The sequence below is a fragment of the Rhizobium sp. PRIMUS64 genome (genome assembly GCF_023006465.1).
Lineage (GTDB): Bacteria > Pseudomonadota > Alphaproteobacteria > Rhizobiales > Rhizobiaceae > Rhizobium > Rhizobium leguminosarum.
Window position 1 is genome coordinate 1 of record NZ_JALBGX010000088.1, and the last position, 21,812, is coordinate 21,812.

Genomic DNA, 21,812 nt, shown 5'->3' on the forward strand with positions numbered 1-21,812 from the left:
ACTCGGGGCGCTCGACAATTTCCGCGACAGGCCGGCCGGCACGCTGCGGCTCAACGTGCCGACGGTCGCGGCGCGGCTGTTCCTGCCCGACATTGCCTGCCGGTTCCTGAAGCTCTATCCCGAGATCGAGCTGGAGATCGTCGCCGAGGATACGTTCATCGACGTGCTCGCCGCCGGTTTCGACGCCGGCATCCGTTATGACGAGCGCATCGAGCGCGACATGATCGCCGTGCCGATCGGTCCGAGCCGGCAGCGCTATGTCACCGCCGCTTCACCGGCTTATCTGCAGGAAAGGGGCATGCCGCAACATCCGCGTGACCTGCTGGAGCACAGCTGCATCCGGCATCGCTTTCTCAGCGGGATCGGGCTCACCTGGGAATTCGAGCGCGGCGGGGAGACTTTTGCCATCGCCAAGCGGTGCGCTTACGTCAAATTCGATCGAGATAGAGCTCGCCGCCGCCGTCGCGGGGCTGGGCATCATCAGCTCATTCCAAGAGCTCCTGGAATCGGGCCTCGCCTCCGGTCAACTGGTCGCTATCCTCGACGATTGGGCCAGCGAATTTTCCGGTCCGTATCTTTATTACGCCAGTCGACGGCATATGCCGGCACCATTGCGCGCCTTCGTCGATTTTCTGAAGCTGGAACGGCAGCGCGCGCCCCTCGGTTGAGACGTCTCATAAACTTCCCGTTCTGCATTATCAAAAACTTTGAAATGTTCACGGATTGTTTCGGTTTCCTTTCTGAGCTATGTCACTTTCTTGGCGACGAGATCGTCTTTTCAGAACCGATCGCTGTAGAGATGCCTCATGCTTGACCCTAAATTCGTTCGCCGCGGCCTTTTTCTGGTCTTTATCATCCTCTTCCTCGACATTATCGGCATCGCCATCATCATGCCGGTGCTGCCCGCTTATCTGGAGCAACTGACCGGCGGCAGCGTCAGCGATGCGGCGATTGACGGCGGCTGGCTGATGCTCGTCTATGCCGGCATGCAATTCCTGTTTGCGCCGCTGCTCGGAAACCTGTCCGACCGTTTCGGCCGTCGGCCGATCCTTTTGCTTTCGGTGCTGACCTTCGCGATCGACAATTTCATCTGTGGCATCGCCACCAGCTACTGGATGCTGTTCGTCGGCCGCGTGCTTGCCGGCATCAGTGGCGGCAGCTTCGCCACCTGCTCGGCCTATATTGCCGATATCAGCACGGAGGAGAACCGCGCGAAGAATTTCGGGCTGATCGGCATCGCCTTCGGCGTCGGCTTCACGATCGGTCCCGTCATCGGCGGTTTGCTCGGCGAATTCGGCCCGCGTGTGCCGTTCCTTGGCGCGGCCGCGCTATCGCTGGTCAATTTCATCGCCGCCTGCTTCCTGCTGCCGGAAACGCTGGAGGCGAAAAACCGCCGCCGGTTCGAGTGGAAGCGCGCCAATCCGCTCGGCGCGTTGCGCCAGATGCGCCATTATCCTGGCATCGGTTGGGTCAGCCTCGTCATGTTCCTGTTCTTCCTGGCGCATGCGGTCTATCCCTCGGTCTGGTCGTTCGTCTCGACCTATCGCTACGGTTGGAGCGAGGGACAGATCGGTTTGTCGCTCGGCATTTACGGCATCGGCGCCGCGATCGTCATGGGCCTGGTTCTGCCGCGGATCGTGCCGGTGCTCGGCGAGTGGAAGACCGCTCTTCTCGGCCTCTGCTTCTCGGCCGTCGGGCTCACCGGTTATGCCTTCGCCTGGGAGGGCTGGGTCGTCTATGTCATCATCGTTGCGACTGTCATGGAAAACGTCGCCGATCCGCCGCTGCGCAGCATCGCCGCCGGCATGGTGCCGCCCTCGGCACAGGGCGAGCTGCAAGGCGCGCTCACCAGCCTCAGCAGCATTACCACCATCCTCGGACCGCTAATCTTCACGCAGATGTTCGGTTATTTCACGCGGCCCGAGGCGCCGGTCACTTTTGCCGGCGCGCCCTATCTTGCCGCCGCCCTGTTCATCCTGTTGGCCGCCGGCGTGTTCCTCATGCGGGTCCGGGTCCGTGAGCCTGCCCAGGCGCTGGAAGCGGCAGGTTGATCGATCAGAAACGCTGATGCGATGATGAATTTTTCATCATTTGCCTCATCTGGGGTAGTTCTTTGCGGGGCTTTGCTCTAAGTCCGGATGTTATTTCGCCGCAAGCTGCGGCGACGCATATTTCAATCACAGGACTGGTGTCATGGACACGCCGATCGACACGCGCAGGCTTGCGCCGACAGCCGATAATCGTTGGGGCGCACATTTCCGTGCAACGCTGGCGCTCGGCATTCCGCTGATCGGCGCGCAGCTTGCCCAGCTCGGCATCAACACCACCGACGTCATGATCGTCGGCCGGCTCGGCGCCGAGCATCTAGCGGCGATGGTGCTTGCGGCGCAGTTCCTGTTCACGATCCTGATCTTCGGCTCGGGCTTTGCCATCGCCGTCATTCCGATGGTGGCGCAGGCCTATGGCCGCGGCGACGTCGTGTCGGTGCGCCGGTCGCTGCGCATGGGTCTGTGGGTGGTGATCGCCTATTGGGTGATCATGCAGCCGGCCTTCTTCAATTCGGAGCAGATCCTTCTCTTCGCGCAGCAGAAGCCCGAGGTGGCCAAGCTCGCCCACGGCTACATCATGATCGGCCAGTTCGGCGTGCTGCCGGCGCTGCTCTTCAACGTCATGCGGGCGCTGGTCAGCGCCATCGGCAAGGCGGGTATCATCCTCAACGTCACCATCGCCACGCTGGTGATGAACGCGATCTTCGCCTATATCCTTGTCCTCGGCCATTTCGGCTTTCCGGCGATGGGGCTCGAAGGTGCTGCGATCGTTTCGGTCGTCGTGCAGACGGCCGGCTTCCTCTTCATCCTGGCTTTCGTGCAGCGGCGGGAGGAGACTCGGCGCTACGAGATCTTCGTGCGGTTCTGGAAGCCCGACTGGCATGCGCTGCTGGAGGTCATCCGGCTTGGTTTCCCGATCAGCGTCACCATCCTTGCCGAGGTCAGCCTGTTCACGGTGGCTTCGCTCCTGATGGGCTATATCGGCACGATCGAGCTTGCGGCTCATGGCATTGCCCTGCAATGGGCCTCGATCGCCTTCATGATCCCGCTCGGCCTCAGCCAGGCGGCGACGGTGCGCGTCGGTGTCGCGCACGGGCAGGGTGATTATCAGGGGCTGGTGCGCGCTTCGATCACGGTGCTCGTCCTCGCCTGCGCCATTTCGGCGGTGGGCAGCGTGCTCTTTGCCACCATGCCGCAATTCCTCGGCAGCTGGTTCCTCGACGTCAATGCGGCCGAGGCGCCCGAGGTCCTTGCCTATGCCGGGCCGCTGATCGTCGTTGCCGGGCTTTTCCAGCTCGTCGACGGGCTGCAGGTGATCGCCAATGGATTGCTGCGCGGCCTGAAGGACGCACGCGTGCCGATGATCATGGCGTTGATCGCCTACTGGCCGATCGGCTTCTTCCTCGCCTGGGCCTTTGCCTTCCCGCTGGGTTTCGGCGGCATCGGCATCTGGTTCGGCTTCCTCGTCGGGCTGGCCGCCGCCGCCGTCATGCTCTGCGCGCGCTTCTACCTTCTCCTTCGCCGCGAAGGAGTGACGGCCGGCGCCTGATATCTCCTGATCAGGCTGCGACCGGCTTGTAGCCGGCGATATCGGCGCTGATGCCGAGCCGTTCGAACATTTCCTGCGGACTAAGGTTTGCCGTCGCCCGCGCGGCGGCGATCGCTGCCTGCGCCTGCTCGAACGCCTCGGCATTTTCCCATTCGGCGATCGTCACGAAGTTGAATTCGCCGGGTCCGGCGACCTGCTCCAGGACAGAGTGTCCGGTGAATCCTTCGTGCGCCTGCAGCAAGGCATGTGTGCACACCATATGCATCAGGAACTCGTCGCGTGCCGGGGCCGGCACGGCGAACTTGTCGATCCTGTAGAAAACGCCGTTCATCCGGTTTTCTCCCGCATAAATGTTTGCAGGCAGATCTGTAGTTCCTCAAGTTAAGTTGAGGTCAACAGGCGATTAGAGAAAAAGGCCCACTTGGGTGGGCCTTCATCTGAAATGGGCATTGTTTGAAATCAGCGCTCGGCGAGCGCCGGTTCGCCCTTCTTCTCACGCACCATGTTGATGAAGCGACGGAAGAGATAGTGGCTGTCCTGCGGCCCCGGAGAGGCTTCCGGATGGTGCTGGACGGAGAAAACCTGCTTGCCGAGGACACGCAGGCCGCAATTGGTGCCGTCGAAAAGCGAAATATGAGTCTCTTCAACACCATCTGGCAGCGACTTCGAGTCGACCGCGAAGCCGTGGTTCATCGAGACGATCTCGACCTTGCCGGTGGTATGGTCCTTGACAGGGTGATTGGCGCCGTGATGGCCCTGATGCATCTTCTCGGTCTTCGCGCCGAGTGCGAGGCCCAGCATCTGGTGGCCGAGGCAGATGCCGAAGACCGGGATATCGGTCTTAACAAGCGTCTTGATCACAGGCACGGCATATTCACCGGTTGCCGCCGGATCGCCCGGGCCGTTCGACAGGAAGATGCCGTCCGGCTGCATGGCGAGCACGTCTTCGGCGCTCGTTGCCGCCGGCACAACAGTCACTTTGCAGCCGAGGCCGGCAAACAGGCGCAAGATGTTGCGCTTGACGCCGTAATCCAGGCAGACAACGTGGTATTTCGCCTCCGTCGCCTTGAGTTCACCGTAACCTTCATTCCACACCCACGGCGTTTCGGTCCATTGCGAGGACTGGCCCGACGAGGCAATCTTGGCGAGGTCGAGACCTTCGAGGCCGCTCCAGGCTTTGGCTTCAGCCTTCAGCGTCTCGATGTCGAAGACGCCGTTCGGGTCGTGGGCGATCACCGCGTTCGGGGCGCCGTTCTCGCGGATCCAGGCGGTCAGCGCCCGCGTGTCGATGCCGCAAAGGCCGATGACGCCGCGGGCCTTCAGCCATTGGTCGAGGTGTTTGGCGGCGCGGTAGTTCGAAGGGTCGGTGATGTCGGCCTTGAAGATGACGCCGACGGCGCCGTGACGGGCGGCAGGCGTCAGATCCTCGATGTCTTCATCGTTGGTGCCGATATTGCCGATATGCGGGAAGGTGAAGGTGACGATCTGGCCGAGATAGGAGGGATCCGTCAGGATCTCCTCATAGCCGGTCAGCGCGGTGTTGAAGACCACTTCGGCCGGCACCTTGCCGGTGGCGCCGATGCCCTTGCCTTCGATGACCGTGCCGTCGGCAAGAACGAGCAGGGCGGTCGGCTTCTCGATTGTCCAGGGTGCTGTCGCGGTCATCTTCATCCCGTTTCCGGCGTTCGGTGCGCGCGTTGCCGCGGCTCGCCGCCTTTTGATCTCGCAGGCGCGTGGACGCGGCAATGCCGCGCGCTTCAGGCCTGATCACGAATTTTGGTGCAGGTGGCGGTAAATAGCCACGCAATCGCTTAGCGTCAATCTTTGTAGCCGAGATTGCTGCCATTTTCCTGCGCTTTATCGCACTGACCGCGCAATTTATTTGATCCCCCGCATCAGCGTGGTTTATGAAGCGGCATCAAAACAGGAGTGAAGACCATGCTGCGCGATCAACTCGCCACCCAGCTGAAAGAGGCGATGAAGGCCAAGAATGCAGAGCGGCTTTCCACCGTCCGGCTGATCCAGGCCGCGGTTAAGGACCGCGATATCGCCAATCGCGGCATTGGCAAGGAACAGGCGAGCGACGACGAAATCCTGCAGATCCTCGCTAAGATGGTAAAGCAGCGCGACGAATCGGCAAAGATCTACGAGGAGAATTCCCGGCCGGAGCTTGCCGCCAAGGAGCGTGCCGAAATCATCGTCATTCAGGATTTCATGCCGAAGCAGCTTTCAGACAGCGAAGTGCGCGCCAACGTCTCGGCGATCATCGCCGAGACGGGTGCAGCGGGCGCCAAGGACATGGGCAAGGTGATGGCGGCGCTGAAGGAGCGTTATGCCGGCCAGATGGATTTTGCCAAGGCGTCGGCGACCGTCAAGGAACTGTTGAACGGATAAGCCTCATATGACGAGCCTTGCCTGCGGTTCGTTACGAACCGCAGGCCCGAGCACCGCTTCCGCTGCGGCATCGATGATGGCGAATTTCGCCGCCTGATAATTCCAATATTCGCCGATGAAGTGGCCCGACAGCCAGAAGTCGCCCTTGCGGGAGGGTTCTGTCCAGCCAACGCTTTCCATGGTCGCTGCCTGCGTCAGAAGCCGCTTCAGGTGGGTGTTGGAGATCATGAACTGTTCACGGATTTCCCTGAGCGACAGAGGACCGAGAACGACGCGGTCGGCCGTCCTTGGAAATTCCGGAAGCCGCGAGATCAGGTAGTCCATCACCAGGCCGCCGGAATTTGCCCAGTTGAAGAGGTTGAAGGTGGCGCCCGGATTGCGCACCGCTTCACTCCCGATGATCGCCCTTGCGATCAGCGGCTGGATTGCTGCCATCATCGCAGAGGGATCGGCGGTGATCTTACCGGCGCGCTCACCGCTGTCGAGACTGTCGAGGATCATCATATGGGCGACGAGCCATCGGGTGAAATGCTGCTCGGCGATTTCGGTGGGCTCGAGGTAGCGTGTGCGCTTGTCGGGGCCGGGGACCGGTCGCAGGAAGCGATAGGCCAGCATCTCCTGCATGAAGGCCGCGGCCGTGTTGCGGCTGGCGATGTCGTTCCTGACCGCAAAATCGATGAAGCGGCCGGAATAGAGGCCGCCGCTCTTCCCGTCGTCGGAATAACCGTAATGAAGCGCGAAGCCGGCATGGGCCATCAGCCAGCGCTGCTGCGCGGCGAAGATCGAGGCGATGCGCGGGCTCTCACGATAAATGGAGAGCATCTGATCGGCGCAATGCAGGATGGCAGCGAGAAAGCGATCGTCTGCTGCAAGATTGTCCGCGGTAAAAGCCATTTGGAGAGGTCCAGGGAGTTCGGCGCATACATCTTTCATGCGAGCGCCGCCTGTCAACGGTTTTGTTAATAAGCGGTTAATTTCAAAGGGAGAGTTGTCGCAGGGAGAGCCAAAAATTTAAGAAGGCAGGAGCTGGGGGCGCTCCTGCCTTCTTGCTCTTTGCTTCCACCGGCACGCAGGGCCGAAGCCCAAGCCGGAGGGTATTTGCAAAGGCACCCTTGCGAAGCGGCGCCGGGGGTAGGGATGGTGCTTCGCTCGGGGATCGCTTTGTTGAGATCGAACCTATTGCGGTGCGGCGGCTTATTCAAATTACAAAAAAATAATAATTGCCGGAATCGGCGGTTTGGAGGCGTCGAAGCGGACTCTCGGGAGGTGGCGCGGAGGTTGATGAGGCGCAATCATCCGAGGTGCTAATCTTTTGTTTCTAAAAGGGATTCTTCGTCTCCGTCAGAGACCGCTGCGCTTGCTGAAGTTTTTCTGCCGGCGGAATTCCGGCTCTGAAGGGACAATAATGTCGCACCCTGTCGCAGGGGGCGATAACGCGTTGTTGATCGGATAACCGGAGCCGCCGATGACGGCCACATAGCCTGTGAATAGCGGGTTTTCATGACAAGTTTCGTGGCATGGAGCGGCAAAGCAGCTTATATGGAGGTTGGCCAAGAGGTATAAATGCGCTTTTCCAACACCTTTCTCGATGATATCCGCGACCGCGTTCCGATTTCGAACGTGATCGCGCGCCGCGTGAGCTGGGATAAGCGCAAGACGAATGTGTCGCGCGGCGATTACTGGGCCTGCTGCCCGTTCCACGGCGAGAAATCGCCGAGCTTCCACTGCGAGGACCGAAAGGGCCGCTATCACTGCTTCGGCTGTGGCGTCACCGGTGACCATTTCCGCTTTCTCACCGAGCTGGAGGGCCTGAGTTTTCCCGAGGCAGTGCAGCAGATCGCCGATATGGCAGGCGTGCCGATGCCGCTTGCCGATCCTGTGATGGAGAAGCGCGAGAAGGAGCGCGGCTCGTTGATCGACGTCATGGAAATGGCGACACAATTTTTCCAGGATCAGTTGCAGACGGCAAATGGGGCGAGGGCGCGCGCCTATCTGCGCGACCGCGGATTGACCGGGCGCACCATCGAGACCTTCCGTCTCGGCTATGCGCCCGACAGCCGCAATGCGCTCAAGGAATTCCTCGCCGGCAAGGGTGTCTCCAAGGATCAGATCGAGGCCTGCGGTCTGGTCGTCCATGAAAACGTGCCGGTTTCCTACGATCGTTTCCGCGACCGCATCATGTTCCCGATCCTTTCATCGCGGGAAAAGGTGATCGCTTTCGGCGGCCGCGCCATGTCGGCCGACGCGCCGGCGAAATATCTGAACTCCAACGAGACGGAGCTCTTCCACAAGGGCAATGTTCTTTACAATTTCGCCCGTGCGCGGCGCGCGATCCAGGGACCGGGCCGAGGCGATCCTCAGGACGACAATGCGACCGGCACCATCATCGCCGTCGAAGGCTATATGGACGTGATCGCGCTGCATCAGGCGGGCATCGAGAATGCCGTTGCGCCGCTCGGCACGGCGCTCACCGAAAACCAGCTCGAGCTACTCTGGAAGATGGTGCCGCAACCGGTGCTCTGCTTCGACGGCGACGGCGCCGGCATCCGCGCCGCCAATCGCGCCGCCGAATTGGCGCTGCCGCATCTGAAGCCCGGCCGTTCTGTTCGCTTCGCGCTTCTGCCCGACGGCAAGGATCCGGACGATCTCGTGCGCGATGACGGGCGCGCGCCGTTCGACAAGGTGATGAGCCAGGCAAAGCCGCTCTCCGAGATGCTTTGGAGCCGGGAGATCAGCACCGGCAAGTTCGACACGCCCGAGGCGCGTGCCGAACTGGAGGCGCGGCTGAAGCAACTGGTCGCGGTTATCGCCGACGAGAACGTGCGCCGTCACTACCAGCAGGATATTCGCGACCGGCTGAACGCCTTCTTCCAGCCGCAGTTCCAGAACCGCAACAATGGCGATCGCCGCGGCGGCTTCAACGGCAATGGCAATTACCGGACGGGCCGCGACAATGCCGGCAAGGCAGGGCCGAAAAGCCCGAGCGTCATTTCCGAAAGGCTCGCCCGCTCAGGCCCGGTGCGCGGCCACCAGAACAATACGGCGCTGCGCGAAAGTGTGCTGGCGCTGACCGTCGTCAATCACCCCTCGCTGATGATCGACGATTATGACGAGATCGCCGCGATCGAATATGACAGCCGCGAGCTGCAGCGGCTCTGGTCGGCGATGCTGGGGGCAGCTGCGGCCGTCGCCGGCCCGCATCTGACGCGCGAATATCTGACCGAAAGGCTGGAATTCGAAGGCTTCGGCCCGCTTATCAAGAGCCTTGACCAGCAGGTGCGCAATGCCCGGCTGTGGATCGCGACCGAGGAGGCGGCGATGGAAGATGCGCGTGAGGGATACCGCCAGGCGCTGGCCTCCCACAAGCGGGCGAAGGCGCTGCGCCGGCAGAAGATCGAGCTCGAGCGCGAGATCGCGCTGGCGACCGAAGCCGGCGACGGCGAGGCGATCGTTCAGCTGATGCGGGCGCAGCAGGAGGTGCATTTCGAAGGGGTGCGCCTTGAGAACCAGGAGGCGATCATCGATGGCTTCGGCGTGCTTTCCGGCCGCGTCAAAGGGGCGGCGAATCACTGATGTCGCTGACTGAACGGAATGAACCGGGCTTTTCCGCTTCCGGCGCGCTGTTTTCCGCCGGTCGCTCGCCGCTCGAGATTCTCAAGCAGGTCTATGGCTATTCCTCCTTCCGCGGCAAGCAGCAGCAGGTGGTCGAGCACGTGGTTTCCGGCGGCGATGCGGTCGTGCTCTTTCCCACAGGTGCGGGCAAATCGCTGTGCTTCCAGATCCCGGCGCTCTGCCGCGATGGCGTCGGCATCGTGGTTTCGCCACTGATTGCGCTGATGCGCGATCAGGTCGAGGCGATGAAGCAGCTCGGCATCCGGGCAGCCGCGCTCAACTCCTCGCTGTCGCGCGAGGAGTTCGTCGAGGTTCGCCGCGCGCTTTCGGCGGGCCAGCTCGACCTTCTCTACGTCACGCCCGAGCGTATTCTGACCGATGGCTTCCGCGAGCTGATCGCCAACGAGAAGATCGCGCTGTTTGCCATCGACGAGGCCCACTGCGTCTCGCAATGGGGCCATGATTTCCGGCCGGAATATCGCGCGCTCGGCCGGCTCGGCGAGCAATATCCCGGTGTGCCCAGAGTGGCGCTGACGGCGACGGCTGATCCGCACACACGCGACGACATCATTGAGCGGCTGGGGCTTGATGCTGCCGAGATCTTCACCACCAGCTTCGACCGACCGAACATCGCCTATGAGATCGTCGAGCGTGACCAGCCGCGCCAGCAGCTGTTGCGGTTCCTGTCCGGCCACAAGGGCGACAGCGGCATCGTCTATTGCCTGTCGCGTGCCAAGGTCGAGGATACGGCCGAATGGCTGAACGGTCAGGGCATCCGCGCGCGTGCCTATCATGCCGGCATGGACAGGTCGGTTCGCGACGCCAATCAGGATGCCTTCCTCAAAGAAGAGAACCTTTGCCTGGTTGCCACCGTCGCCTTCGGCATGGGCATCGACAAGCCGAACGTGCGTTATGTCGCTCATCTCGATCTGCCGGGCTCCGTCGAGGCCTATTATCAGGAGACCGGACGTGCCGGACGCGACGGCCTGCCGTCCGAGGTCTGGATGGCCTATGGCATGGCCGACGTCATCCAGCGCGGCCGGATGATCGACGAGGGCAATGCCGCCGCGGAGATCAAGCGGGTCGAACGCGCCAAGCTCAACGCATTGCTGGCGATCTGCGAGACCGCCTCCTGCCGCCGCCAGGCCATCCTTGCTCATTTCGGCGAGGCGCATGCCGGCCATTGCGGCAATTGCGACACCTGCCTGAAGCCGGTCGAGACCTGGGAGGGCACGGAGGTGGCGATCAAGGCGCTGGCCGCCATCTATCGCACCGGCGAGCGTTTCGGCGCTGGCCATGTCGTCGATGTGCTCCTCGGCAACGTCAACGAAAAGACCGAACGTTTCGGCCATGCCGAAATGCCGGTCTTCGGTGCCGGCAAGGATATTCCGGCGCGCGTCTGGCAGTCGGTCTTCCGCCAGTTGCTTGCCATGGGATTGATCCGTGTCGATCATGAGGCTTACGGGGCGCTGAAGCTCGAGCCGGAGGCGCGCGCTGTCTTCAAACACGAGCGACAGGTGTTCTTCCGCAAGGATCGGCCGGCCTCGGAACGGCGTACGAAGAAGGCGGAGCGCAGCGAGCGCAAATCGGGACTATCAGGCGCAGACGGCAGTCTCTTCGAGGCGCTGCGGGCCGAGCGTATGGCGATAGCGAAATCGCTCGGCGTGCCGCCCTATGTCGTCTTTCCCGATACAACGTTGATCGCCTTCGCCACCGAGAAGCCGCGCAGCCGCAAGGAACTGCTCGCCATATCAGGTGTCGGGCAGGCGAAGCTCGAACGCTACGGCGATGCCTTCCTGGAGATCATCCTGGCGCAGGACAACGGCTAACGGACCCGCCTGATCCTTGAGATCGGGCGAGGGGGCATGGTAGTGCTGCCTCTACAGCGCCGCGCATCTTTTTCAGACGCGCAAAGGACGCTGTAGCACTTTGAATTGCTGCATAATTTTCTCCTGAAATCGATGCCGATTTCAGGAGTTATGCAGTAGGGAGGAGCGCCGATGGCCCAGAATATCTACGACCGACCGGAATTTTTCACCGGATATAGCGGCATGAGGCGATCCGTCCACGGGCTTGACGGAGCATCCGAGTGGCCGGCCGTGCGCGCGCTGCTGCCCGATCTTGCCGGCAAGCGTATCGTCGATCTCGGCTGCGGCTTCGGTTGGTTTTCACGTTTCGCCGTGAGCCAGGGTGCTGCAAGCGTGCTTGCGCTCGACATCTCGGAAAAGATGATTGCCAGAGCGAGGGCCGATACGACTGAAGCAGCGATCACCTACGAGATCGCCGATCTCGAGCATCTCAGGCTTGCTCAAGCTTCTTTCGATTTTGCCTATAGCTCGCTGGCGCTGCATTATATCGAGGATTTCGCCGGCCTGGTCGCGACGGTCCATCGCGCGCTTTTGCCGGGATCGCAATTCGTCTTCACCATCGAGCATCCGATCTTCATGGCGCCGACCAACCCGGCCTGGGCGGCCGATGCCGAGGGCGGCGCATCTGGCCGCTCGACCGCTATTCCGTCGAAGGTCCACGAACCACCGACTGGCTCGCCAAAGGTGTCGTCAAGCAGCACCGCAAGCTCGGCACGACGCTCAACACCTTGATCGCGGCCGGTTTTGCCATTCGCCATGTCGAGGAGTGGAGCCCGAACGAAGATGAGCTCCACGACAATCCAGATTGGGCGGAGGAGCTGGACCGGCCGATGTTCCTGCTGATCTCGGTCCAGCGCTGAAGAAGACAAGCAGATGGTGATATGCTAACTCGGCTGGCGCATCGGCCCGAAATTGGAATTGATTTTCGGAAAGCACGATGCGCAAATTCAAAGTGTTACGGCGTCCTTTGCACGTCTGAAAAGACGCGCGGCGCTGTAGAGAAATCTTCACGAAGGGCCGCCCCATGACCTCGCAATTTCTCTCCCATCTCCAAGCTGAAATTTCGGCGCTGAAGGATGCCGGCCTCTATAAATCCGAGCGTGTCATCAGCTCCAAGCAGGCGGGCGAGATCGCGATTTCCACCGGCGAGCGGGTGCTGAATTTCTGCGCCAACAACTATCTCGGCCTTGCCGACAACGAGGAGCTGGCAGAGGCCGGCAAGAAGGCGCTCGACCGATACGGCTATGGCATGGCCTCGGTGCGCTTCATCTGCGGTACGCAGGAGGAGCATAAGCAGCTCGAAGCGCGCATCTCCGCCTTCCTCGGCATGGAAGACACGATCCTCTATTCCTCCTGCTTCGACGCCAATGGTGGTCTCTTCGAAACGCTGCTCTCGGAGGAGGACGCGATCATCTCGGACGCGCTGAACCACGCCTCGATCATCGACGGCGTCAGGCTTTCGAAGGCCAAGCGTTTTCGCTACGCCAACAACGACATGGCGGCGCTCGAAGAGGAACTGAAAAAGGCCGAAGGCAGCCGCTTCAAACTGGTCGCCACCGACGGCGTCTTCTCGATGGACGGCATCATCGCCAATTTGGGCGGTGTCTGCGATCTCGCCGAGAAATACGGCGCGATGGTCATGGTCGATGACAGCCATGCCGTCGGTTTCGTCGGTAAGAACGGTCGCGGCTCTGCCGAACATTGCGGCGTCGAGGGCCGAATCGACATCATCACCGGCACGCTCGGCAAGGCGCTCGGCGGCGCCTCGGGCGGCTATACCTCCGCCAAGGCGGAAGTCGTCGAATGGCTGCGACAGCGCTCGCGGCCCTATCTGTTCTCGAACACCCTGGCCCCCGTCATTGCCGCTGCCTCGCTCAAGGTGTTCGACCTCATCGAAAACGGCGATGCCTTGCGCAAGCGTCTTTCCGACAATGCGGATCTGTTCCGCACAGAGATGACCAAGCTCGGCTTCACACTTGCCGGCGAAGGCCATCCGATCATCCCCGTCATGCTGGGTGACGCCAAACTCGCCCAGGATATGGCCGGCCTGATGCTGAAGAAGGGGATCTATGTGATCGGCTTCTCCTTCCCCGTCGTGCCGAAAGGCCAGGCCCGCATCCGCACACAGATGTCGGCGGCGCATTCGCGGACGGATGTGGAGCGGGCGATCGCGGCCTTTGCCGAGGCAGGGCGGGAACTGGGTGTGATTTGAGAATAGCGTTGCCATCTCCCTCTTCTCCCCAGCGGGGGGTCCCAAGGACGGGTCGAGACCCGTGGCTCGACCCAGGCAGAGATGTCCGTCAGGATAGAAGAGGGGGAGGAGCGAAGCGACGTTTCGAGCGGTAAGCGAGGAACAAAGTAAGGTTTATATGGCGTGCCGTGCCGCCCCCTCATCCGCCCTACGGGCACCTTCTCCCCGACGGGGAGAAGAGGGAGTCGCAAAGTCGGGCACCAGAACAAGGCGGGATATCGTTGATGTCGAACATGATGAAGGCGCTGGTCAAAGCGAAACCGGAAGTCGGGCTTTGGATGGAGAATGTGCCGGTGCCCGAGGTCGGGCCGAACGATGTGCTGATCCGGGTGAAGAAATCGGCGATCTGCGGCACCGACGTCCATATCTGGAACTGGGACCAGTGGGCACAGAAGACCATTCCGGTGCCGATGGTAGTCGGCCATGAATTCTCCGGCGAGATCGCCGAGATCGGCTCGGCGGTCACCCGCTATCATGTCGGCGAGCGGGTCTCCGGTGAGGGGCATATCGTCTGCGGCAAGTGCCGCAACTGCCGGGCGGGCAGGGGGCATCTCTGCCGAAATACGCTCGGTGTCGGCGTCAACCGCCCAGGCTCCTTCGGCGAATTCGTCTGCATTCCCGAAAGCAATGTCGTGCCGATCCCGGATGATATATCAGACGAGATCGCCGCGATCTTCGATCCGTTCGGCAATGCCGTGCACACCGCGCTTTCCTTTGATCTCGTCGGTGAGGACGTGCTCGTCACCGGTGCCGGGCCGATCGGCATCATGGGCGCGCTCGTCGCCAAGCGATCCGGCGCCCGCAAGGTCGTCATCACCGATATCAATCCACACCGGCTGGAGCTGGCGCGCAAGCTCGGCATCGATCACGTCGTCGACGCATCGAAGGAAAACCTCACCGACGTCATGAAGGCGATCGGCATGACGGAGGGTTTCGACGTCGGGCTCGAAATGTCAGGGGCCGCACCCGCCTTCCGCGACATGATCGACAAGATGAACAATGGCGGCAAGATCGCCATTCTCGGCATCGCGCCGGCGGGCTTCGAGATCGACTGGAACAAGGTGATCTTCAAGATGCTCAATCTCAAGGGCATCTACGGCCGCGAGATGTTCGAGACCTGGTACAAGATGATCGCTTTCGTCCAGGGCGGCCTCGATCTCGCGCCCATCATCACCCACCGGATCGGCATCGACGATTTCCGTGACGGTTTCGAGGCGATGCGGTCGGGCAATTCCGGCAAGGTTGTCATGGACTGGATGTGAGGAGGACGACATGCTCCATGAAGGAAGCTGCCATTGCGGCAATGTGGCTTTCGAGGTCGAAGGCGAATTCACCGAGGCGCTTGACTGCAACTGCTCGCTCTGCCGCCGGCGGGGCGGACTTCTGGCCTTCGTGCCGCGCGAGAAGCTGGTGCTGAAAACACCGGAGGACAATGTCTCGACCTACACTTTCAACCGGCATGTCATCCGGCATCACTTCTGCGCCAATTGCGGCATTGCACCGTTCGGCGAAGGCGTGGCCCCGGACGGCGCGGCAATGGCTTCGATCAATCTGCGCTGCATTCCCGCGGTCGATCTCGGCGCGCTGACAGTGAAGGCGTATGACGGCGCGGCGCGTTAGCCACTATTTCTCAGGCCAGCGCATCGGCCCGAGAATCGGAATCACTTTCGGAAAGGACGATGCGAGGATTGAAAGAGTTAGAGCGTCCTTTGTGCGTCCGAAAGGACGCACGGCGCTCTAAAGGTGCATATACCGTCTGCACAACTGCAAAGATGATGGAAACAACTGGGTACGGCCGGCAAAATATTTGCTGCCCTTGTCTTTTGTTCGCCGCATCTTAAATAAGGGTTCGCAATCGCTGCCGCGGTTCAAAGCCTGTGGATAAGGCTTTTTCCGTATTTTTGTGGGCTTTTTTTCTGGAAAAGCTTGACGAGAACAAAAAATGTGGGAATCACCGTTCGACTTGTTGAATGGTGAACTGGGTCAAGGCGGATCGCGCAACCATGGCCGGAAATCCAAGAGCAAGAAAGCTTTGCTGTCCGGTGCCGGTAATCGTGGTTAATCAGGCTTTAAATGTCATCCCGTTAGGTGGGCAAAGGTGATTCGAGGGCGGCGCGTGCGGCGCGTCAGGCCCTGAGACAGCCCGTTCACCGTAGCGAGATTGGATAGCGTCAGGAAGGCGACGATATAAATGGCAACCAAGGTCAAAGAGAACGAAGACGCGGAAGTCGAACGCGACGGCGCAAGCGACGGCCCTCTTCTCGATCTTTCCGACGACGCGGTCAAGAAGATGATCAAGGCCGCCAAGAAGCGCGGCTATGTGACCATGGACGAGCTTAACGCGGTCCTGCCGTCCGAAGAAGTGACGTCCGAGCAGATCGAAGACACGATGTCGATGCTGTCCGACATGGGCATCAACGTCATTGAAGACGAGGAAGCCGAGGAAGCCGGTGCTTCCGGCGGCAGCGATGACGACGACGCCGGCGGCGACGAGGAGAGCGAAGGCGGCGAACTCGCGCCTTCGAGCGGCACGGCGCTGGCGACCGCCAAGAAAAAAGAACCGACCGACCGTACCGACGATCCGGTTCGCATGTACCTGCGCGAGATGGGCTCGGTAGAGCTTCTTTCCCGCGAGGGCGAAATCGCGATCGCCAAGCGCATCGAGGCCGGCCGCGAGACGATGATCGCGGGTCTCTGCGAGAGCCCGCTGACCTTCCAGGCGCTGATCATTTGGCGTGACGAACTCAACGAAGGCACGACGCTGCTGCGCGAGATCATCGATCTCGAAACGACCTATTCCGGCCCTGAAGCCAAGGCTGCGCCGCAGTTCCAGAGCCCGGAGAAGATCGAAGCCGATCGCAAGCTCGCAGAAGAGAAGGAAAAGACCCGTCGCGCCCGCTCCGGCGACGACGACATCACCGATGTCGGCGGCGAAGGCCTGCCTCCCGAGGAGGAGGAAGAGGACGAGGACGAATCCAACCTTTCGCTGGCGGCGATGGAAGCCGAGCTTCGCCCGCAGGTGATGGAGACGCTCGATACGATCGCCGAGACCTATAAGAAGCTGCGCAAGTTGCAGGACCAGCAGGTCGAGCAGCGCCTGTCGGCTTCCGGCACGCTGTCCACTGCCCAGGAGCGCCGTTACAAGGAACTCAAAGATGAGCTCATCAAGGCCGTCAAATCTCTGTCCTTGAACCAGAACCGCATCGACGCCCTCGTCGAGCAGCTCTACGACATCAACAAGCGTCTCGTTTCCAACGAGGGCCGCTTGCTGCGTCTGGCCGAATCCTACGGCGTCAAGCGCGACTCCTTCCTGGAGCAGTACCAGGGCGCCGAACTCGATCCGAACTGGATGAAGTCCATCGGCAATCTGGCCGCCCGCGGCTGGAAGGAATTCGCCAGGGGCGAAAACACGACGATCCGCGACATTCGCCAGGAAATCCAGAATCTGGCGACCGAGACTGGTATCTCGATCTCGGAATTCCGCCGCATCGTCCATATGGTGCAGAAGGGCGAGCGCGAAGCGCGTATCGCCAAGAAGGAAATGGTCGAAGCGAACCTTCGCCTGGTCATCTCCATCGCCAAGAAGTACACGAACCGCGGCCTGCAGTTCCTCGACCTCATTCAGGAAGGCAATATCGGCCTGATGAAAGCGGTCGACAAGTTCGAATACCGCCGCGGTTACAAGTTCTCGACCTATGCGACATGGTGGATCCGCCAGGCGATCACCCGTTCGATCGCCGACCAGGCCCGCACGATCCGCATTCCGGTGCACATGATCGAGACGATCAACAAGATCGTCCGCACGTCGCGCCAGATGCTGCACGAGATCGGCCGCGAGCCGACGCCGGAAGAACTGGCCGAAAAGCTCGCCATGCCGCTCGAAAAGGTCCGCAAGGTTCTGAAGATCGCCAAGGAGCCGATCTCGCTCGAAACCCCGGTGGGCGACGAAGAGGATTCGCATCTCGGCGATTTCATCGAGGACAAGAACGCGTTGCTGCCGATCGACGCCGCCATTCAGGCGAACCTGCGCGAGACGACGACCCGCGTTCTCGCCTCGCTGACGCCGCGCGAAGAACGTGTTCTGCGCATGCGCTTCGGCATCGGCATGAACACCGACCACACGCTCGAAGAAGTCGGCCAGCAGTTCTCGGTCACCCGCGAACGTATCCGCCAGATCGAGGCGAAGGCGCTGCGCAAGCTGAAGCATCCGAGCCGCTCCAGAAAGCTGCGCTCGTTCCTCGACAGCTGAGGGACGACAAGATCTCTACGATTGCGAAAGCCGGGCTTCATGTCCGGCTTTTTCTTTCGATCTTTGCGCCACTGCCGCACACTTTTGGGCGACATGCCTAATACCAATGATCCCGGCGGCTTTCTTGTCGCTTGGTGGTGACAAGATTATAGTCCGGCCACGGGGGAAGAAATCGATCGCGATGCGCGAGCGAGGACCGACGCATGCCCGTGTCGGGCGAATCCTCCGCTGGGAGGTGCGAAATGACCACTTACATTGTGCTGATCAACTGGACGGACCAAGGTGTGCGCAACGTTCGCGACTCGTCAAAACGGCTGGATGCGGCGAAGAAACTGCTCGGCGACATGGGCGGCTCCTTCAACCAGTTCTTTCTGACGATGGGCGGCCACGACATGGTGGCTGTCTGCGAAGCGCCTGACGATGCCGTCATGGCGCGGTTTGGCCTCTCGCTGGCGATGGGCGGCAATGTCCGCACCCAGACACTGAAGGCATTCCCGGAAGCCGCCTATCGGGAGATCATCGGCTCGCTCGGGTAGCCGGAAACGGAGATCGTCGATCTTGAAGGTTGCGGAGCGTTAGCTGCGCTGGCAGTGTCGCGGCGTGCTTCAATTTCCGCGGCAGGCTCCGGCCCGAGTTTTCGGCAAGCTCATGATGAAAGCGCTCCTCAGTTTCATGATCGTCATCGATCGTCCGACAGCCGCTTCCTGACCGATGGAGCTGGCGGCGGGCAAGTGGGATCAGGGGATCCGGCGGGGCGCTGCGGCGTCGTTCGCGTTGCATGCCGTCGCGATCCTGCTCCTTCTGCTGCTGTTGCCGAAGGCCGAGCCGCCGCTGCCATTGCCGGATGACGGTCTCTCGGTGGAGATCGTTCCTCAGGCCGTGGAATCGCTGAAAGTGCCTGAGACCGTCAGAGCGCCTTCGCCGCAACAGGCAAATCCTGAGGCCGCAAAGCCTGAAGCCGAGCCGGCGGCGCCGGTTGCAAATAATCCGCCTGCTGCGGCAATGCCTTCTGTGGTACCAATCGCTCCGCCGACGCCAAAGCCGACGGAATTCGTCGAGGCAAGACAGCTGTTTTCCGACAAGGTCCTTGCCGATCCGCGCAGCCGGCGCGCCCGCGAGGCACTGCGTGGCCTTGCCGGCAGCGAGCGCAATCTGCAGCTCTGTGATCTGGAGGCGATGGAGCAGGTGCGCCGGGCGCAGCCAGCCATGGCACCGGATGCGCTTGCGCCCTATGCGATGACGGCGAAGAAAGTCAGCGGCAACAGCGTCGAGGTGAAGGGTGGCGCCTTCCGCAGCAAACGGAAGTGGTACAACATCCAGTTCAAATGCGAGCTCGATGCCGGCTCCGGCAAGATTGCGTCCTTCGCCTTTCTCGTCGGCGATGCCATTCCGCAAGGTGAATGGCGGGAGCACAATCTGGTGGCCGACGACGGAGCCGCCGAACAATAACACTACAGCGCCGCGCGTCTTTTCAGACGCGCAAAGGACGCTGTAGCACTTTAAATGGCTGTTGCGATCACGCGGTTTTTTTCTTTTGTGGCTTGATGCTGCCGGCTTTAGAGGCCACATCGCTGCTGTGACAGAAGAAGACGTGGAACCGGCGGAAACGCAGCACGAAACGGGAAAGCAGCGGCCTGAAATCCGCTGGGGCGTCGTTGCGTCCGTTGTTGCGCATATTCCTATCATTGCTCTTCTCATTTTCGGGCTGCCGAAGATCGAACTGAAACCTGTTGAAGACGAGAGTGTGAAGGTGGAGCTCGTTCCGCCGCCGGAGGAGAAGAAGCCGGAGCCCAAGCCCGAGGAAAAGCCACCGGAGCCGAATCCGCCGGAAGAGGCCAAGAAGGAACCGCCACCGCCTCCGCCGCCTCCGCCACCACGTCCCGCTGAAAGTAAGCCGCCAGAGCAAGGCAAGCCCGCTGCTCCTATGGCTAGTTTGAATCCTGTCTTCGAGTTTGGCGATAGGGACAGCGGGCCAAAAAAATCGGCGGCTGGGAATTCCTCCCAGGGTGAGGTAAAACCCGCGACCACTGCGCCGCAGCATAGCCCAGAGCCGCAACAGGTGCCTGCAGAAGCTTCTGCAGAGAAGCCACAGGTTGAGACGCCTCCGGCAAGGCCGGTTCCCGATGACGTACAACTTCCCGAGGTTGCGACAGCCGACGTTTCTCCCGAGCGCAATGCGCCTCTTGCTGAAGCTGCCGGTGAAGCCAAGACTGATATCGAGGTAGTCAAGCCGCGCGAGCAGAATCCGTCTCAACCGCCCAAGGTGGACGCGGCAAAGGACGATCTGCCTAAAGCCAAGACCTTGTTTTCGCAGGCTGCCAACGACGATCCCGTTGCGAGAATTGCGATGAACGGCATGCCGCGTAGCAAGCGTGTCGCGCAGCTTTGCGCCAACGAGCTCCGGCAACAGCTGGTCCACGCTTCGCCGAGGTTTCAGCCCATCATTGTACCTACCCAAGGATTATCTAGCGGTACCGTTCTCGATCTCAGGGCCGCCTTCCGCACAGCTGAAAGCTGGTATGATGTACGCTTCCGTTGCGAGGTGGATCAGGATGCTATGAAAGTTGTCTCCTTTGCTTTTGATGTCAACGGAGCTATTCCGCGTAGCCAATGGAAAAGTCGCGGGCTTCCCGAAAACTGAATTTGGAAGCCTCGATGGCAACAAGCTACGCGCAAGGAACCGCATCTAGCCTTTCTTCATGGCCGTGATGATCCGGTGAAGAAGAGGCAATGATATGTCGAATGAGATCGAGCGTTTCTTTGAGCGTCAGGACGAAGCCGTGAGTGCGCTGTTCCTGGAAAACAAGGGCGACGAGTTGACCGATATTCTGGTGGCTGCTCTGGAAGAGGCTTTCGAAATTCTTCTCGAAGCCGCCCCCGCCGAAACCGTTCATTGAGGTTCCCGACGGCTGTTCAGTCTGCCCATGTGCTGACCGATCGCGACGCTTGCGGTCTTCCGTCCGGTCGGGATAATGCGCCAGCATCGATGGCCTAAATATCATATCGATTTTTCAAGAGGATCAACCGTTGTCAGCGGGCGCACTTGATGCCCGCCTAGCCAGTTACCGGTTCGAGCGCGATGCACTCGGCCGTTCCGCCGCGAGTGTCTTCCGGCTGGAAGCTCTTGGATTGCCGACGCTTTATCTGAAAGTTGAAGAGACGGGTGCTTTCGGCGAGCTCGCCGACGAGGCAGCCAGGCTTCGCTGGCTCAAGACTTCCGGTCTGTCCTGTCCCGATATCATTGCAGAGGACAGCGACGGTGTGCACAATCGGCTGCTGATCAGCGCGCTCCCCGGGAGTGACCTTGCCAGTGCATCGGCGCTGACGCCGATCGCGCGGGTCGGGCTGCTGGCTGCGGCGCTTCTTGACCTGCATCGCCTGCCGATCGCATCCTGCCCCTTCGATCATCGGCTGGAGAGACGTATCGCCGGGGCAAAAGCGCGGATGCAGGCCGGCATCGTCGACGAGACCGATTTCGATGAGACGCGGCTTGGAAAGAGTGCCGAGGCTCTGTTTACCGAACTCGAAAGCAGGAGGCCGGGCGGCGAGGATCTTGTTGTCACCCATGGCGACGCCTGCCTGCCGAATTTCATCGCGTCCGAAGAGGGATTTTCGGGCTATATCGATTGCAGCCGCCTCGGTGTCGCCGACCGCTATCAGGATATCGCGCTCGCCTGCCGCAGCATCGCCTATAATTTCGGCGAGGCGCTGGTGCAGCCCTTCCTTGATTGTTATGGCATGCCGGCCACCGATCCGGCTCGGCTCGAGTACTATCAGCTGCTCGACGAGTTCTTCTAGGCCTCCAGGCTGCAACGATTGCGTCATGCCCATGCGGCTGGCA

17 protein-coding genes and 2 pseudogenes are annotated in these 21,812 nt (G+C 61.1%); 16 read left to right on the plus strand and 3 right to left on the minus strand.

What is annotated here, in order from left to right; all coding sequences use genetic code 11:
* The 3 genes and pseudogenes from MOV76_RS26995 to MOV76_RS27005 all read left to right on the plus strand — a co-directional run.
* Positions 1-668, plus strand: a pseudogene (locus MOV76_RS26995) (LysR substrate-binding domain-containing protein); the annotation flags it as partial.
* A 138-nt stretch (positions 669-806) separates the two neighbouring features.
* Complete coding sequence (locus MOV76_RS27000) at positions 807-2,051, plus strand: TCR/Tet family MFS transporter (RefSeq protein ID WP_018242986.1); 1,245 nt, start codon at positions 807-809, stop codon at positions 2,049-2,051.
* 142 nt (positions 2,052-2,193) lie between these two features.
* On the plus strand, positions 2,194-3,597 hold the full coding sequence (locus MOV76_RS27005) for an MATE family efflux transporter (RefSeq protein WP_018446635.1): 1,404 nt from the start codon (positions 2,194-2,196) through the stop codon (positions 3,595-3,597).
* A 10-nt stretch (positions 3,598-3,607) separates the two neighbouring features.
* On the opposite strand, the gene MOV76_RS27010 is transcribed toward MOV76_RS27005, so the two are convergent.
* The gene (locus tag MOV76_RS27010) at positions 3,608-3,928 is read right to left on the minus strand and encodes an antibiotic biosynthesis monooxygenase (protein WP_247265673.1); all 321 of its coding nucleotides are present in this window, start codon (positions 3,926-3,928) and stop codon (positions 3,608-3,610) included.
* Positions 3,929-4,056: 128 nt separating this feature from the next.
* Complete coding sequence (gene carA, locus MOV76_RS27015) at positions 4,057-5,262, minus strand: glutamine-hydrolyzing carbamoyl-phosphate synthase small subunit (protein ID WP_026230698.1); 1,206 nt, start codon at positions 5,260-5,262, stop codon at positions 4,057-4,059.
* A gap of 273 nt (positions 5,263-5,535) precedes the next feature.
* Here carA and MOV76_RS27020 point away from each other — a divergent pair, with 273 nt between their 5' ends.
* Entirely contained in the window at positions 5,536-5,991 is a 456-nt protein-coding gene (locus MOV76_RS27020) for a GatB/YqeY domain-containing protein (RefSeq protein WP_018242983.1), read from the plus strand.
* A gap of 3 nt (positions 5,992-5,994) precedes the next feature.
* Here MOV76_RS27020 and MOV76_RS27025 read toward each other — a convergent pair whose 3' ends face one another.
* Entirely contained in the window at positions 5,995-6,885 is an 891-nt protein-coding gene (locus MOV76_RS27025) for a hypothetical protein (protein ID WP_168298417.1), read from the minus strand.
* A 669-nt stretch (positions 6,886-7,554) separates the two neighbouring features.
* Between MOV76_RS27025 and dnaG the strand changes: the two genes are divergently transcribed.
* The 12 genes and pseudogenes from dnaG to MOV76_RS27085 all read left to right on the plus strand — a co-directional run bounded on the left by dnaG (position 7,555) and on the right by MOV76_RS27085 (position 21,769).
* Positions 7,555-9,564: a DNA primase gene (gene dnaG, locus MOV76_RS27030; RefSeq protein WP_247265674.1), complete on the plus strand. Its 2,010-nt coding sequence runs from the start codon at positions 7,555-7,557 to the stop codon at positions 9,562-9,564.
* Complete coding sequence (gene recQ, locus MOV76_RS27035; RefSeq protein ID WP_247265675.1) at positions 9,564-11,432, plus strand: DNA helicase RecQ; 1,869 nt, start codon at positions 9,564-9,566, stop codon at positions 11,430-11,432. The genes dnaG and recQ overlap by 1 nt, the downstream gene beginning before the upstream one ends.
* A gap of 171 nt (positions 11,433-11,603) precedes the next feature.
* Positions 11,604-12,331, plus strand: a pseudogene (locus MOV76_RS27040) (class I SAM-dependent methyltransferase).
* Positions 12,332-12,495: 164 nt separating this feature from the next.
* Positions 12,496-13,683, plus strand: coding sequence for a glycine C-acetyltransferase (locus MOV76_RS27045; RefSeq protein ID WP_130729307.1), 1,188 nt, complete (start codon positions 12,496-12,498; stop codon positions 13,681-13,683).
* Between the two features lie 263 nt (positions 13,684-13,946).
* A complete protein-coding gene (gene tdh, locus MOV76_RS27050; protein ID WP_105006842.1) occupies positions 13,947-14,984 on the plus strand; it encodes an L-threonine 3-dehydrogenase in 1,038 nt (345 codons plus the stop codon).
* A gap of 10 nt (positions 14,985-14,994) precedes the next feature.
* Positions 14,995-15,342 carry a GFA family protein gene (locus MOV76_RS27055; RefSeq protein ID WP_247265676.1) on the plus strand — a complete coding sequence of 116 codons (348 nt, stop codon included), beginning with the start codon at positions 14,995-14,997 and terminating at the stop codon, positions 15,340-15,342.
* Between the two features lie 571 nt (positions 15,343-15,913).
* Positions 15,914-17,971: an RNA polymerase sigma factor RpoD gene (rpoD, locus tag MOV76_RS27060; protein WP_018074040.1), complete on the plus strand. Its 2,058-nt coding sequence runs from the start codon at positions 15,914-15,916 to the stop codon at positions 17,969-17,971.
* 242 nt (positions 17,972-18,213) lie between these two features.
* Positions 18,214-18,507: a GYD domain-containing protein gene (locus tag MOV76_RS27065; RefSeq protein WP_018242976.1), complete on the plus strand. Its 294-nt coding sequence runs from the start codon at positions 18,214-18,216 to the stop codon at positions 18,505-18,507.
* Positions 18,508-18,682: 175 nt separating this feature from the next.
* Positions 18,683-19,420 carry a DUF930 domain-containing protein gene (locus tag MOV76_RS27070; protein ID WP_247265677.1) on the plus strand — a complete coding sequence of 246 codons (738 nt, stop codon included), beginning with the start codon at positions 18,683-18,685 and terminating at the stop codon, positions 19,418-19,420.
* Between the two features lie 85 nt (positions 19,421-19,505).
* Positions 19,506-20,612, plus strand: a complete 1,107-nt coding sequence (locus MOV76_RS27075) for a DUF930 domain-containing protein (protein ID WP_247265682.1) — start codon at positions 19,506-19,508, stop codon at positions 20,610-20,612.
* Positions 20,613-20,706: 94 nt separating this feature from the next.
* Positions 20,707-20,868, plus strand: coding sequence for a hypothetical protein (locus tag MOV76_RS27080; RefSeq protein WP_012758376.1), 162 nt, complete (start codon positions 20,707-20,709; stop codon positions 20,866-20,868).
* Positions 20,869-20,971: 103 nt separating this feature from the next.
* Positions 20,972-21,769 carry an APH(3') family aminoglycoside O-phosphotransferase gene (locus MOV76_RS27085; RefSeq protein ID WP_047618433.1) on the plus strand — a complete coding sequence of 266 codons (798 nt, stop codon included), beginning with the start codon at positions 20,972-20,974 and terminating at the stop codon, positions 21,767-21,769.
* The last annotated feature ends 43 nt before the right edge of the window (positions 21,770-21,812 follow it).

Excerpts from the sequence above, each read along its gene's own strand:
- MOV76_RS27045 (WP_130729307.1), top strand. The coding sequence starts at position 12,496 with ATGACCTCGCAATTTCTCTCCCATCTCCAAGCTGAAATTTCGGCGCTG.
- recQ (WP_247265675.1), top strand. The coding sequence starts at position 9,564 with ATGTCGCTGACTGAACGGAATGAACCGGGCTTTTCCGCTTCCGGCGCG.
- MOV76_RS27020 (WP_018242983.1), top strand. The coding sequence starts at position 5,536 with ATGCTGCGCGATCAACTCGCCACCCAGCTGAAAGAGGCGATGAAGGCC.
- rpoD (WP_018074040.1), top strand. The coding sequence starts at position 15,914 with ATGGCAACCAAGGTCAAAGAGAACGAAGACGCGGAAGTCGAACGCGAC.
- tdh (WP_105006842.1), top strand. The coding sequence starts at position 13,947 with ATGTCGAACATGATGAAGGCGCTGGTCAAAGCGAAACCGGAAGTCGGG.
- dnaG (WP_247265674.1), top strand. The coding sequence starts at position 7,555 with ATGCGCTTTTCCAACACCTTTCTCGATGATATCCGCGACCGCGTTCCG.
- carA (WP_026230698.1), bottom strand. The coding sequence starts at position 5,262 with ATGACCGCGACAGCACCCTGGACAATCGAGAAGCCGACCGCCCTGCTC.
- MOV76_RS27055 (WP_247265676.1), top strand. The coding sequence starts at position 14,995 with ATGCTCCATGAAGGAAGCTGCCATTGCGGCAATGTGGCTTTCGAGGTC.
- MOV76_RS27025 (WP_168298417.1), bottom strand. The coding sequence starts at position 6,885 with ATGGCTTTTACCGCGGACAATCTTGCAGCAGACGATCGCTTTCTCGCT.
- MOV76_RS27080 (WP_012758376.1), top strand. The coding sequence starts at position 20,707 with ATGTCGAATGAGATCGAGCGTTTCTTTGAGCGTCAGGACGAAGCCGTG.
- MOV76_RS27065 (WP_018242976.1), top strand. The coding sequence starts at position 18,214 with ATGACCACTTACATTGTGCTGATCAACTGGACGGACCAAGGTGTGCGC.
- MOV76_RS27010 (WP_247265673.1), bottom strand. The coding sequence starts at position 3,928 with ATGAACGGCGTTTTCTACAGGATCGACAAGTTCGCCGTGCCGGCCCCG.
- MOV76_RS27000 (WP_018242986.1), top strand. The coding sequence starts at position 807 with ATGCTTGACCCTAAATTCGTTCGCCGCGGCCTTTTTCTGGTCTTTATC.
- MOV76_RS27005 (WP_018446635.1), top strand. The coding sequence starts at position 2,194 with ATGGACACGCCGATCGACACGCGCAGGCTTGCGCCGACAGCCGATAAT.
- MOV76_RS27070 (WP_247265677.1), top strand. The coding sequence starts at position 18,683 with ATGGAGCTGGCGGCGGGCAAGTGGGATCAGGGGATCCGGCGGGGCGCT.